13 protein-coding genes are annotated in these 13,001 nt (G+C 74.2%); 6 read left to right on the top strand and 7 right to left on the bottom strand.

Annotation, left to right across the window (positions count from 1 at the left end):
* Window positions 1-1,009 (bottom strand): aromatic amino acid lyase (locus tag ACFPFQ_RS11860; protein WP_379617831.1); only part of this gene is annotated, 1,009 nt, incomplete at its 3' end.
* A 103-nt stretch (window positions 1,010-1,112) separates the two neighbouring features.
* Here ACFPFQ_RS11860 and ACFPFQ_RS11855 point away from each other — a divergent pair.
* From ACFPFQ_RS11855 to ACFPFQ_RS11835, 5 genes are all read left to right on the top strand, one after another.
* On the top strand, window positions 1,113-1,865 hold the full coding sequence (locus ACFPFQ_RS11855; protein WP_379617829.1) for an IclR family transcriptional regulator: 753 nt from the start codon (window positions 1,113-1,115) through the stop codon (window positions 1,863-1,865).
* A 106-nt stretch (window positions 1,866-1,971) separates the two neighbouring features.
* The gene (gene gabT, locus ACFPFQ_RS11850; RefSeq protein ID WP_379617827.1) at window positions 1,972-3,309 is read left to right on the top strand and encodes a 4-aminobutyrate--2-oxoglutarate transaminase; all 1,338 of its coding nucleotides are present in this window, start codon (window positions 1,972-1,974) and stop codon (window positions 3,307-3,309) included.
* A 79-nt stretch (window positions 3,310-3,388) separates the two neighbouring features.
* Window positions 3,389-3,643, top strand: a complete 255-nt coding sequence (locus ACFPFQ_RS11845) for a hypothetical protein (protein ID WP_379617825.1) — start codon at window positions 3,389-3,391, stop codon at window positions 3,641-3,643.
* A 70-nt stretch (window positions 3,644-3,713) separates the two neighbouring features.
* Window positions 3,714-4,814, top strand: coding sequence for a sensor histidine kinase (locus tag ACFPFQ_RS11840; protein WP_379617823.1), 1,101 nt, complete (start codon window positions 3,714-3,716; stop codon window positions 4,812-4,814).
* Entirely contained in the window at window positions 4,811-5,602 is a 792-nt protein-coding gene (locus ACFPFQ_RS11835; protein ID WP_379617821.1) for a LytR/AlgR family response regulator transcription factor, read from the top strand. The genes ACFPFQ_RS11840 and ACFPFQ_RS11835 overlap by 4 nt, the downstream gene beginning before the upstream one ends.
* Before the next feature lie 2 nt (window positions 5,603-5,604).
* Here the strand turns inward: ACFPFQ_RS11835 and ACFPFQ_RS11830 are convergent, their stop codons facing one another.
* Window positions 5,605-6,816, bottom strand: coding sequence for an MFS transporter (locus ACFPFQ_RS11830; protein ID WP_379617819.1), 1,212 nt, complete (start codon window positions 6,814-6,816; stop codon window positions 5,605-5,607).
* A complete protein-coding gene (locus tag ACFPFQ_RS11825) occupies window positions 6,816-7,388 on the bottom strand; it encodes a helix-turn-helix transcriptional regulator (protein WP_379617817.1) in 573 nt (190 codons plus the stop codon). The genes ACFPFQ_RS11830 and ACFPFQ_RS11825 overlap by 1 nt, the downstream gene beginning before the upstream one ends.
* 108 nt (window positions 7,389-7,496) lie before the next feature.
* Here ACFPFQ_RS11825 and ACFPFQ_RS11820 point away from each other — a divergent pair, with 108 nt between their 5' ends.
* Entirely contained in the window at window positions 7,497-8,867 is a 1,371-nt protein-coding gene (locus ACFPFQ_RS11820; protein WP_379617815.1) for a carotenoid oxygenase family protein, read from the top strand.
* Window positions 8,868-8,942: 75 nt separating this feature from the next.
* Here ACFPFQ_RS11820 and ACFPFQ_RS11815 read toward each other — a convergent pair whose 3' ends face one another.
* From ACFPFQ_RS11815 to ACFPFQ_RS11800, 4 genes are read right to left on the bottom strand one after another with little or no spacing between them, the layout of a single operon-like run.
* The gene (locus ACFPFQ_RS11815; RefSeq protein ID WP_379617813.1) at window positions 8,943-9,857 is read right to left on the bottom strand and encodes a PfkB family carbohydrate kinase; all 915 of its coding nucleotides are present in this window, start codon (window positions 9,855-9,857) and stop codon (window positions 8,943-8,945) included.
* Window positions 9,854-11,251, bottom strand: a complete 1,398-nt coding sequence (locus ACFPFQ_RS11810) for a purine-cytosine permease family protein (protein WP_379617811.1) — start codon at window positions 11,249-11,251, stop codon at window positions 9,854-9,856. Before ACFPFQ_RS11810 ends, ACFPFQ_RS11815 begins: the two co-directional genes overlap by 4 nt.
* Window positions 11,248-12,291: an ADP-ribosylglycohydrolase family protein gene (locus ACFPFQ_RS11805; RefSeq protein WP_379617810.1), complete on the bottom strand. Its 1,044-nt coding sequence runs from the start codon at window positions 12,289-12,291 to the stop codon at window positions 11,248-11,250. Before ACFPFQ_RS11805 ends, ACFPFQ_RS11810 begins: the two co-directional genes overlap by 4 nt.
* Window positions 12,284-12,991, bottom strand: a complete 708-nt coding sequence (locus tag ACFPFQ_RS11800; RefSeq protein ID WP_379617808.1) for a GntR family transcriptional regulator — start codon at window positions 12,989-12,991, stop codon at window positions 12,284-12,286. Before ACFPFQ_RS11800 ends, ACFPFQ_RS11805 begins: the two co-directional genes overlap by 8 nt.
* Window positions 12,992-13,001 lie beyond the last annotated feature (10 nt).

Here is a 13,001-nt window from a genome sequence, read left to right as displayed (position 1 = left end):
CGACCGGGGCACCGTGGAAGTTGCCGTTGCTCTCCACCCGCCCGTCGAGCGTGACCACCGGGTTGTCGACGGCGGCGGCGAGCTCGCGCTCGGCCACCGTCAGCGCATGGGCCAGCGTGTCGCGGGCGGCGCCGTGCACCTGCGGGGCGCAGCGCAGCGAGTAGGCGTCCTGCACGCGGGTGCAGTCGGGGGTGCGGTGGCTGGCCATGATCGCGGAGTCGGCGAGCAGGGCGCGCAGGTTCGCGGCGCTCGCGGCCTGCCCGGGATGAGGGCGCAGGCGCTGCAGGTCGGCGGCGAACACGGCGTCGGTGCCCAGCAGCCCCTCGACGCTCATCGCGGCCGTGATGTCGGCCGTCACGAGCAGCATGCGCAGGTCGGCGCAGGCGAGCACGAGCATGCCGAGCATGCCGTCGGTGCCGTTGATCAGCGCGAGGCCCTCCTTCTCGGCGAGCGTGACCGGCTCGATCCCGGCCGCGGCGAGCGCGGCGGCTGCCGGCTGGAGGGATCCGTCGGCGCCGCGGACCTCGCCCTCGCCCATCGCGGCGAGCGCGCAGTGCGCGAGCGGCGCCAGGTCGCCCGAGCAGCCCAGCGACCCGTACTCGCGCACGACGGGGGTGATGCCGGCGGTGAGCATGGCGGCGTAGACCCGGGCGGTGCCCGGCCGGACGCCGGTGCGGCCGGTGGCGAGTGTGGAGAGGCGCAGCAGCATCAGCGCGCGCACGACCTCGCGCTCCACCTCGGGGCCCGAGCCCGCCGCGTGCGAGCGGACGAGGCTGCGCTGCAGGTCGGCGCGGCGCTCGACCGGGATGTGGCGGGTGGCCAGCGCCCCGAACCCGGTGGAGACGCCGTAGTGGGGCACCACGTCGTCGGCGAGCGCCTCGATCACCTTGCGGGTGGACTCGATCTCGTGCAGCGCGTCGGCGGACAGCGTCACGCCGGCACCGCCCCGCGCCACGGTCATGATCTCGTCGGGGGACAGGGGGCCGGTGCCGACCGTGACGGAATGCATCAACCCATCGCACAACGCGACGGCCGCCGGGCACCACGGTTGGAGACCGAAGACCGTCCGGTATCCCGGACAGTTGGCGGCGAGGAGCAGTAGGCTCACCCTGATGCGCGCTCCGAAGGTGCCGGCAGCACAGCAGGTGCTGGCCGTGTTGAGCTATCTGGGGCGCCAGGCCGGTCCGGTGGCCGCCGCGGCGGTCGCCCGCGACCTCGCGCTCCCGCGCTCCACCACCTACCAGCTGCTCACGACGCTCGCCGACGGCGGGTTCGTGGTGCACCTCGTCGACGAGCGCCGCTTCAGCCTCGGCCTGGCCGCCTACGAGCTGGGCAGCGGCTACCTGCGGCAGGCTCCGCTCACCCGGCTCGCGCGGGTGCCGCTCGCCCGGCTGGTGGACCGCACCGGGCACACGGCCCACATGGCGGTGCTGCACGGCCGCGAGGTGATCTACGTGATCGAGGAGCGGGCCCCCGGCCGCCCACCGCTGGTGACCGACGTCGACGTCCGGCTGCCGGCGCAGCTCACCGCGAGCGGCCGCGCGATGCTCGCCGCGCTGCCCGCCGCGCAGGTGGCGGCACTGTTCCCGGACGCCGCCACGTTCGTCACCCGCCACGACAGCGGCCCGCGCTCGCTCTCGGCGCTGCGCAGGCTGCTCGTCGAGACCCGCCGCCGCGGGTACGCCGAGGAGGACGGCGAGGTGACGCCGGGGTTCGCGTCGATCGCGGTGGCGGTGCTCGACCGGGCCCGCCACCCCGTGGCCAGCATCGCCGTGACGTTCCCGTCCGAGGTCGCGGCCCCGGCGGCGGCCGAGGTCGCCCGCACCGCCCGGGCCGTGACCGAACGGATCGGCGGGGCCAGCTGACGGAACGTCCAAGGCGGGCCGCCGGGTTGGACGAACCGGCAGGCCCACGCAGGCGCCGGTGGCCCTAGGTTCGGCTCAACCGCACCGATCTCCCGGGAGCCCATCGATGGTCGCGCAGAACGCCCAGCTCGTCACCGCCGTCCCGGGCCCCGGCTCGCAGGCCCTGCAGGAGCGCCGGTTGCGCGCGGTGAGCCACGCCGTCGGCACCGGCCTGCCGGTGTTCATCGACGAGGCCTCGGGCGGGATCCTGCGCGACGTCGACGGCAACCAGCTCATCGACTTCGCGTCGGGCATCGCTGTGACCAGTGTCGGCAACAGCGATCCGCGGGTGGTCGCGCGGGTGCAGGAGCAGGTGGCGCGCTTCACGCACACCTGTTTCATGGTCACCGCCTACGAGCCCTACGTCGAGGTGTGCGAGCTGCTCAACGAGCTGACGCCGGGCACGCACGAGAAGCGCTCGGCGCTGTTCAACTCCGGCGCGGAGGCCGTCGAGAACGCCGTCAAGATCGCGCGGTACGCCACCGGCCGCCAGGCCGTCGTCGCGTTCGACCACGCCTACCACGGCCGCACCAACCTGACGATGGCCCTGACCGCGAAGTCGATGCCCTACAAGTCGGGCTTCGCGCCGTTCGCAGGCGAGATCTACCGGGCGCCGATGGCCTACCCCTACCGCTGGCCGACGGGCGCGGCAGCCTGCGCGGACGAGGCCTTCGACGCGTTCGTGTCGCAGGTGCACACGCAGGTGGGGGAGCAGAACACCGCCGCGGTGATCCTGGAGCCGATCCAGGGCGAGGGCGGGTTCATCGTCTCGGCGCCGGGTTTCATGGCCCGGGTCGCGCAGTGGTGCACCGACAACGGCATCGTGTTCATCGCCGACGAGATCCAGACCGGGTTCTGCCGCACCGGCAACTGGTTCGCCAGCGAGTTCGAGGGTGTCGTGCCCGACCTGATCACCACCGGCAAGGCCATCGCGGGCGGGCTCCCGCTGGCGGGGGTCACCGGGCGCGCCGACCTGATGGACGCCGTTCACCCCGGCGGCCTCGGCGGCACCTACGGCGGCAACCCCGTGGCGTGTGCGGCGGCGCTCGGTGCCATCGAGACGATGCGGGTCGACGATCTGACCGACCGCGCCGCCCGCCTGGGTGAGCTGCTGACGTCGCGGCTGCAGGCGCTGGCCGAGCGCTACGAGGTGATCGGCGACATCCGGGGCCGCGGGCTGATGCAGGCCGTCGAGATCGTCTCCGACCCCGTGGCGAAGACGCCGGACCCGGCGGTCACGGCCGCGGTCAACGCCGCGTGCCACCGCGCCGGGCTCCTGACGCTGACGTGCGGCAGCTACGGCAACGTCTTCCGCTTCCTGCCGTCACTGGTGATCTCCGAGGAGCTGCTCGACCAGGGCATCGGCATCTTCGAGAAGGCGCTGGCCGAGGCGCTGGCGCGGTAGCCCACCCGTCGTAACACCGGGCAATCGGCCGCCGAGTGATCAGAGAGGAATCGGATCCGGCCACCTGCTTGGAGCATCGATGACGAATCCGTACGGCAATCCCGGTTACGGCCCACCGCCCCAGCAGCAGCAGCGGCCGCCGCAACCGCAGGTCGTGCGGGTGCCCCGCGACGGCAGCGGGATGGCGGCGCTGCGCGTCATCACCTACATCCTGACCTCGCTGGCGAGCCTCCTGTTCATCGTCCTGGTCGTCTACGGGTACCTGCAGCTGCGCAACATCGGTGCCGCGCTCGACGGCCTGGGTGGCGGGCTGCCCTCGTTCGCGCCGCGGTAGCGGGCGGGCCCCCTGCTGGCACGCCCGGTCGGGTTGACCTACCGTCACGCCTGTCGCGACGGAGGCCGTCATGCCCGCAGCACCCGAGTCCGACCGGCCGCAACGAGCCGGTTGGTGGCGTCGCGCTGCCCGCCCGGCACGCGGTGGTGGCCCGGACCCGATGACGGTGCTCGCCGCCGGGCGCCGCGTCGCCGCCGACGTCGCGCCGGGGCTCGACGGGCCCGGTGTCCACACCGCCGTGCGCGGGCTGCGCAGGCTGCTCTCGGCCGGTGCCGTCGGGCTGGCCGGGCTGGACGGCGACGTGGTGTGGTCGGGACAGGCCACGGATCCCGCGCTCGCCGTGGAGCTGTGCGGTCAGGTGCTGCGCACCGATGCGCGTGCCGCGCGCGGGCCGCTGGTCGCCTGGCCGGTGCACGCGCGCGACGAGCTCGCCGGTGTGCTCGTCGTCGAGGGTGAGGTGAGCGGGGGCGCCGGCCGCGAGGCCGCTGTGCTGGTGGGCGACGCGCTCGACCGGGCGCGCCTGGAGGCCTCCGCCGACGTCGCCGAGGCCGCCGAGCTGCGGGCGCTGCGCGCCGAGATCTCCCCGCACTTCGTCTACAACAGCCTCACGGCCATCGCGTCGTTCGTGCGCTCGGACCCCGAGCGGGCCCGCGACCTCATGCTCGACTTCGCCGAGTACACCCGTCACAGCCTGGCCCGCCACGGCGACTACACCACGGTCGCGGGGGAGTTCCGGGCCATCGAGGCCTACCTGACGCTCGCCCGCGCGGTGCTCGGCGAGCGGCTGCGGGTGCAGGTGCGCATCGCACCGGAGATCCTCCCCGTCGCCCTGCCGTTCCTCGCGCTGCAGCCGATCGTCGAGAATGCGGTGCGCCACGGCGTCGAGCTGCCGGGCTCGAGCGGGCTGGTGCAGGTCAGTGGCGAGGCGGACGGGAGCGAGTGCGTGATCACGGTCGAGGACGACGGTCCGGGCATGGACCCGTCCTACGCCGCCGACGTGCTCGCCGGGCGGGGCCGCCCGGGCAGCCTCGGGCTCGTCAACGTCGACCGCAGGCTGCGCACCGTCTTCGGACCCGGCTACGGCCTCGTGATCGAGACGGCCGACGGCGCCGGGACGCGGGTCGTGCTGCGGGTGCCGCGGTTCCAGCCGGGTGTGGTGGCGGCACCGTGACGGGGACAGCCGGCAAGGGGTTGCAGGTGCTCGCGGTCGACGACGTCGCGCCCGCGCTCGACGAGCTGCACCGCATGCTGCTGGAGTCACCGGGCGTGTCCGACGTCGCCACCGCGGGCGATCCGCTCACCGCGCTGCGGCTGCTGCAGGCACGGCACTTCGACGCGGTGTTCCTCGACATCTCGATGCCGGAGATGGACGGGATGGAGCTGGCCGCGCTGCTGGGCCGCATGACCGACCCGCCGGTGATCGTGTTCGTCACGGCCTACGAGGAGCACGCGGCGTCGGCGTACGGCATCGGGGCCGTCGACTACCTGCTCAAGCCCGTGGGCAGCGAGCGGCTGCGCGGCGCGCTCGATCGCGTCCGCCGGTTCCTCGGTGCCGCCGACGGCGCGGCGCCCGAGCCGGCGCTCGTCGACGCGCTGGCCGCGGTGCCCGTCGAGCTGGCCGGGCGCACCCGCTACGTGCGGCGCGACGACGTCCGGTTCGCCGAGGCGCAGGGCGACTACGTGCGGCTGCATGCACCCTCGGGCGCCCACCTGGTGCGCATCCCGATCTCGCGCCTGGAGGAGCACTGGACCCACGCCGGGTTCGTCCGGGTGCATCGCAGCTACCTGCTGGCGGTGCCGGCGGTGCGGGAGCTGCGCTCCGACGTGACGGGTGGGCTGCTCGCGCACACCGACGTCGGCGACGTCCCCGTCAGCCGTCGCCACGCCCGGGAACTGCGGGAACGGCTGCTCGACGCGGCGACGCGCGGCGAGTTCGACCGGGGCAACGGGCGGCGCTGAGCTCAGCTGCGTGATCGGGACTGCAGCCGCTGCGCACGGGCGTAGAGCCCGACGGCCGGGGCGACGAGCAGCGCCGCCGCCAGCAGCGCGGCGCGGATCCCGGCCCGCTCGCCGAGCAGGCCGATCGGTGGCCCACCGACGATCTGCCCGGCGGCGTCGACCTGGCCGACCAGCGAGAACACCGTGGCCCGTGAGCGGGAGTCGCTGCGTTCGGCGATCCACGTGGACTGCAGCGGCTCGGCCGAGCCGCGCACCAGCGCCCCGATCAGGGACGCGGCCACGGCCGTCCAGAACTCGCCCGCGAGCGCGAAGGCCCCCGCGGCGAGCGTGCTGATGATCCCGAACGCCACCAGCAGCCTGCCGACCCGATCGGCGCGCAGGCTCTGCGAGCGGCGCCGCACCACCTCGGTGAGGACGATCGAGCAGAGCATCGCGGCCACGCTCATCGCGCCGAACCACAGCACCGGCGTGCCGATCGTGGGGAAGGTGAGGTCGGCCAGGAAGTGGGCATGGGTGAGGCGGTCGCGGGTCTCGCTGCTGAGCCCGACGAAGAACACGGCCCCCAGCAGGCACAGCAGCACGGGGCTGGAGCGCACCACCCCGCCGCCGGTGGCGACCTGGGTGCGCATGCTGCGGAAGGACCCGCGCTCGTCGGCGGGTGCGCGGTGGAAGTGGCGCTCCGGCATGATCACGATCAGCGCGAGCCCGAGCACGATCCAGCCGGCCGCGCCGATCACGACCGGCAGGTTCAGCCGCACGCTCGCGAGCGCGACGCTCGCGCCGATCCCGAGCACCGTGGCGATCTGGGCCACCTGCGAGCCACGGGTGAACGTCCGCCCGGCCCGCTCCTCGCCGGCCTCGTCGGTGATCCACGCCTCCTCGGCGCCGTCGACGCAGGTGGCGCCGATGCCCCAGATCACGTTGCCGATGAGCACCGCGACGAACGCCGGCACCAGCCCCTCCAGCGCGAAACCGATGCCGATCAGCAGGTAGCCGATGATCACCGAGAGTCGCCTGCTGTAGAGGTCGGCGATCACCCCGGTCGGGATCTGCGCGACGAAGCAGGTGATCTCCAGGACCGTGCCGACCAGCACCAGCTCGAGCGGTCCCAGCCCGATCGTCTGGATCTGGTAGACAAGGTTGAGCGTGCCGGCCGTGGCCATCGCGAAGGCGGCGACCCCGCGGATCAGCAGGTAGACGGGGTAGGCCGGCATCAGGCTCCGCTGTCGCCGCCGGCCCAGCTCGACGTGACCGCGCGGCTGCCGCCTGCGGTGATCTCGTCCCAGTACGCGATGGCCATGCGTTCGAACCGCAGGCCCAGCTCCAGGGCTGCCGCCTGCGGGGTGTCGGCCGACATGTGGGCGGCCGCTGCGATCCTGTCGTACTCGGCGAGCTTGCGGCGATGGGCTTTCCCCTGTTCCTGCGCGAGGGCCAGCACCGCATCCGCGTCCGCGCTGCCCGGGGCGTGGAAGAACAGGCGCAGCAGGCCGGCGTCGCGGATCTCGGTGGGCTCCTGGGTTGGGGTGGCCAGCCAGGTCCCGAACTCCGCGGCGCCGGCGGGGGTGAGTGACAGCAGGCGCCTGCGGCGTCCGCTGTCCTCCTGCTCCTCGGCGACGAGCCCCAACCGCACCAGCCGGGCGGCCTCCGCGTAGAGCTGCGAGCGGGGGAACACCCAGAAGTGCCCGATGCTCTGCCGGATCGTCCGGTCGAGCGCGTACGGGGTGGCCGGCCCCCACTCGCGGAGCAGGCCGAGCACGACGTAGGCACTGGCGGAGAGCGTCGCCATCTCATCTCCCGATCTGGACGGTCCGGATCCCGCCGTTGCGCCTTCGCCGACGGCGCGAGGACGCTGACGGTACAGCCTGCACCGTTGATCCTGACGATTGGAGCGGCCGTGACCGCGACGACCACCCGCAACCCCTACCTCGAGGGCAACTTCGCGCCCGTCCCCGACGAGGTCAGCACCGCCGACCTCCCGGTGACCGGGCAGGTGCCCCGCGAGCTGAACGGCCGCTACCTGCGCATCGGCCCGAACCCGATGGGACCCGTTGGCGCGGACTACCACTGGTTCCTCGGCGAGGGCATGGTCCACGGCGTGCGCCTGCGCGACGGGCGGGCGGAGTGGTACCGCAACCGGTTCGTCCGTGGCGACGCCGGCGAGACGCCCAACACCAACGTGCTGGCCCACGGCGGCCGGATCCTCGCGCTCGTCGAGGCGGGTGGGCTGCCCGTCACGATCGCGCCCGAGCTCGACCGGATGGCGACCTGGGACGGCGACGGCGCGCTGCGCAGCGGGTTCACCGCCCACCCCAAGATCGACGCCGCCAGCGGTGAGCTGCACGCCGTCACCTACCGGGCGGGTTCACCGCACCTGCGCTACGTCGTGCTCGACGCCGCCGGGCAGGGCACGCACAGCGCCGACATCCCGGTGGCCGACGGGCCGATGGTGCACGACATGGCGCTGACCGAGACCCGCGTCGTGGTGCTGGACCTGCCGGTGACGCTGTCGATGGAGGTGGCGCTGCGCGCCGGCAAGGCCGCGCACCAGAGCGTCGACCGCTTCCCGTTGCGCTGGAACGACAACCACCCCTCCCGGGTCGGGGTGCTGCCCCGCGGTGGGAGCGCGGAGCAGGTGCGCTGGTTCGACGCCCCGCGCTGCTACGTGTTCCACGTGCTCAACGCGTTCGACAACGCCGACGGCTCGATCACGATGGACGTCGTCCGCCACGACACGGTGTTCCGCGACGAGCTGCGCGCGCCCGCCGACGCCCTGCCCGCGCTGGCGCGGTGGACGATCGACCCGGCCCGCGGCACCGTCACCGAGCAGATCATGAACGACCACAGCGTCGAGTTCCCGCGTGTCGACCCGGCCCTGACCGGCCGCCCGCACCGCTACGGCTGGTTCGCCGGTGTCGGCGCGGGCGGGCTGCTGCTGTCCGACGACGTCGACCGGTTCCGCGACGGCGGCTTCGAGACCGGCCCGCTGGTGAAGGTCGACACGACCACCGGCGAGGCCACGACCCACCACTACGGCACCGGCCGCGTGACGATGGAACCGGCGTTCGTGCCCCGGCCCGGAGCGACGGCCGAGGACGACGGCTGGATCCTCTCGGTGGTGCACGACGCCACCACCGACCGCGGGGAGCTGGTGGTGCTCGACGCGGGTGATCTCGCCGCGGCCCCGATCGCGCGGGTGCACCTGCCGCGCCGGGTCCCGTTCGGGTTCCACGGGAACTGGATCAGCGACACGGAGCTGGGGGAGTAGGGGCTCGCACACACCTTCGCAGCACCGCACACACCGTGCACGGTGTGTGCGGTGGCACCGCGGTGTGTGCGAGCGCTACCGCTGTAGCAGCGCGTCGACCTCGGCGCGGGTCGGGGCCGTTGCCGGGCCCTCCCGCGTCACGGCGATGGCGGCGGCGGCGTTCGCCCGCAGCGCCGCCTCCGCAAGCGGCACTCCCCGCAGCAGCTCCGCGGCCAGCACCCCGCAGTGCGCGTCGCCGGCACCGTTGGTGTCGACGGCCGTCACCGCGAACCCGGGCACGGTGACCGTCGTGCCGTCGCGGGTGAGCAGGCAGCCGGCCGGCCCGTCACGCACGATCACCGTGGCCCCGGCCGGCAGGGTCGTGGCCAGCGCGGCGGCGGCCACCCGCAGGTCGGTGGCGCCGGTCAGCAGCCGGGCCTCGCGGGCGTTGCAGCTCAGGACCGTGGTGATGGCGCGCAGCCGCGTCCAGGTGCCGGGGTCGATCTCGGCCGCGAGCGGGCCGGGGTCGACCAGCACCGTGGCGTCGGTGACCTTCTCCAGGCGCTCCAACAGGATCTCGGCCTTCGCGTCCAGCAGGCTGTAGCCGGTCACGTACACCACGTCGGCCGGGCCCATCGCGACGTCCGCGAGCACGGCGGCGTCGGTGGTCTCCTCCGCGCCGCTGCCCGTGACGAACGTCCGCTCGCCGGTGTCGTCCACCATCACGACGCAGATCCCGGTGTCGATCCCGAGTGTCACCGGCGCGGCCACCGCGATGCCCTCGGCGGCCAGTGCGGCGCGCGCGACGTCACCGAAGTGGCCCACACCGTGCCCGCCCGCGTAGACGACCCGGGCCCCGGCCCGCGTGGCCGCGGCCATCACGTTGAACCCGCCGCCGGGCAGCAACTGCGAACGCGACGCGAACACGTCGCCGCCGACCGGCGGGAGCCCGCGCACGCGCAACACGAGGTCCAGCACGACCTGTCCGGTGTGGACGAGCGCGCCGCTCACCGCCGCGCCCCGCCCATGGCGGCGTAGCCCCCGGCGGCGACGATGAACGTGACCACCCAGCCCAGGCCGCTGGTGGCGACCCAGGTGTTCGACAGCGGCCCGACGAACAGGTAGCCGACGATGATCGCGACCGCCCACGACCCGACGGCGCGCGGCTCGATGCCGCCGCGGTACCAGTAGGCGCTGGTGCGGCTCGTGTCCATCAGCGCGACGGGGTCGTACGTCCGGCGGTGCAGCATGTCGACGGCGAACACGCCGACCCAGGCCGTGATCGGCACCGCGAGCAGGCTGACGAACGCGATGAAGGGGCCGTAGAAGCCGTCGGCGACGAGCATGAACAGCAGCGCCCCGACGAACGTGACGACGACGTCGACGACCACCGCGTAGACGCGTCGCACCCGGATGCCGAGCGTCAGCGTGGTGAGCCCGGCGGAGTACACCGACAGGTGGTTGGACAGCAGCAGGCCGCCGAACGCGGCGAGCAGGTAGGGCACCGCCATCCATGGCGGCAGCATCGCGCGGATGGCGGCCACCGGGTCGCCCGCCGCGGCCAGCGTCGGGTCGCCTGCGGCGAGCATGCTGCCCAGCGAGATCAGCAGCACCAGCGGGATGCCGGCACCCGCGGCCGCCGAGAGGACGAGCGCACCCGCCCGCACGGCGGGAGCCTGGTAGCGGGCGATGTCGGCCGACGCGTTGGCCCAGCCGATACCGGTGCCCGCGGCGATCACGCCGACCCCGGCGATCATCGCACCCACGGGGGCCGGGGTGGCCGCGGCGACCGCGCTCCAGTCGATGGTGGCCACGAGGAAGCCGCCGACCACGATGTTGAGCGCTCCGAAGATCCACGTCGCCCAGCGCTGCACGGCCACGAGCACCGCGTGGCCCAGCCCGGCCACCAGCACCGTCAGCAGCTCGAAGACGGCGATGCACACCACCGTGAGCACCGGGTGCTCCTTCGCGGTGGAGCTGGTGCCGAACACGATCGCGAGCAACGAGAGCAGCGCGAACGCCGCCGTCGTCGTGTTGACCGTCTCCCAGCCCAGCCGCGACACCAGCGACACGGCGGTCGGGCCGAGGTTGCCGCGGGCGCCGAAGACCGCGCGGGAGAGCGTGAGGCCGGGGGCGCCGCCGCGGCGGCCCGCGATCGAGATCGCGCCGACGATCGCGAACGACCCGACGGACCCGATCGCCGCGACGATCACCGCCTGCCAGACCGTGAGCCCGTAGACGGCCACGAGCGTGGCGCCCAGCGGCAGCCCGAGGATGCTGATGTTGGCCGCGCACCACACCCAGAACAGCTGCGCGGGATGGCCGTGGCGCTCGTCGGCGGGGACGGGTTCGATGCCGCGCGTCTCCAGCGCGGCAGGCGCAGCGGTGTCGGTCGTGGTGGTCATGTGCGACTCCTCAGGGTCTGACTCCTCAGCGCGGGACTCCTGAGGGCGAGCAGCCCGTCGACGACGGGCTCCAGGTCGAGCCGGTTGACCCGGCGGACGATCCCGAGCTGGTCGGCGGGCAGCCCGCCGACCCCGTGCTGGGCCCCGAGCACGGCGCCGCACATCGCGGCCACCGTGTCGGTGTCACCCCCGATCCCCGCCGCGAGCGTGAGCGCGCCGAGCGGGTCGTCCCCCATGGCTTCGGCGATCGCGAACGCCGCCACCACCGACTCCTGCGACGCCACCGAGGTGCCGATGACGTCGGCGACCGCGTCGGCCAGCGCCGCGGGTCCCATCCCGCGCACCCAGCGCCGGGCCCAGCGGATCCGCGCGGCGATGTCCCCGCCCGCCACCCAGTGCCCGCGCTGCGCCCCCTGCTCGGCAGCCTGCTCGGCGGCGTCGAGCGCGTCGGGCAGCGCGGCCCCGTCGATGCCGGCCGACACCGCCGCGGCGACGGCGGCCGCGCCCGCGATGCCCAGGCCCGTGTTGTGCGTGACCCGGCTCGCGGCGACCACAGCGTCGAGCAACGCGGCCGGATCCGTTGCGGGGAAGGCGATCCCGACCGGGGCCACGCGCATCGCCGCGCCGTTGGTGGTGCCGTCGCGGCCCGACTCGGCGGGCGACTCGCCGTCGTGCAGCCGCTGGATCGCCCGCTTCGTCGACGGTCCGAGCAGGTCCTGGGAGCCGCGGCGGATCATGTCCTGCTCCCACGCGTCGAGCGCGGCCGCGAACGCCGGCGCGTCGACCACGCCCTTGCCGTCGATGAGCAGGTGCGCGAGCAGCAGTGCCTGCTCGGTGTCGTCGGTGACGGTCCCGGCCGGCAGGCCCGGTGCGATCGGCTGGTCGGGCGCCCCGGCGCGCAGGGTGGTGACGCGCCCGTAGCGCACGGCGATCGCGGCGCGCGACATCGACTGGGTCGGCATGCCCAGCGCGTCGCCGAGCGCCAACCCGGCGAGCGCACCGATCGCCCGGTCGCGCTCGCTCCCGGATCCCTCAGCCATGGGTCGCGCCTCCGAACGTCAGGTGGAACTGGAACCGCAACGGGTCCAGCAGGCTCACGACGTGCTCGACGAGGCCGCCGCCGGACGTGAGCGTGGTGCGGGTGGAGCGCAGGAACAGCTCACCGGCCGGGCGCTCCAGCAGCGCCGCCGCGGCGGCGTCGAGCGGCTCGCCCGCGATCCACTGCTCGCCCGCCCGGCCCACGAGCCCGGCGGCGCGCAGGGTGGCGGTCAGCGAGCCGTCGAGGAGGCCGCGGTCGGGCAGGTCGGCGAGTGCGCCCGTCGCGGGCACCGTGGCGGCCTCGAGCGACACCGGCCGACCGTCGGACGTGCGGCGCAGCCGGCGCACGGTGACGAGCGCTCCCCAGCGCCGCGCGAGCTCGGCGGTGGCGCCGCGCTCGATCCCCAGCAGCTCGACGGTGACGTCGGTGCCGGCCAGCGCGCGGGCCCAGCCGATGTCCTGGTCGAGCGGGACCCCGTCGAACGTGACGAAGGAGCCGATCCCGGACTCCGTGGTGATCAGCTTGCGGCGCTGCAGCTCCGAGAGCGCGCTGCGCACGGTGCCGCGGCTGACGCTGTAGGTCTCGGCGAGCTGGTTCTCCCCGGGCAGCCGGTCGCCGCGGGCGAGCCCGCCGGAGTGGATGCGCTCGGTGAGGTCTTCGACGAGCTGAGCGCGCTTGCCGTGCCGTACCTGTTCAGGCATGTACAAACAT

Source organism: Pseudonocardia sp. GCM10023141 (genome assembly GCF_042653605.1).
This window is presented reverse-complemented; position numbering and strand designations above follow the sequence as displayed.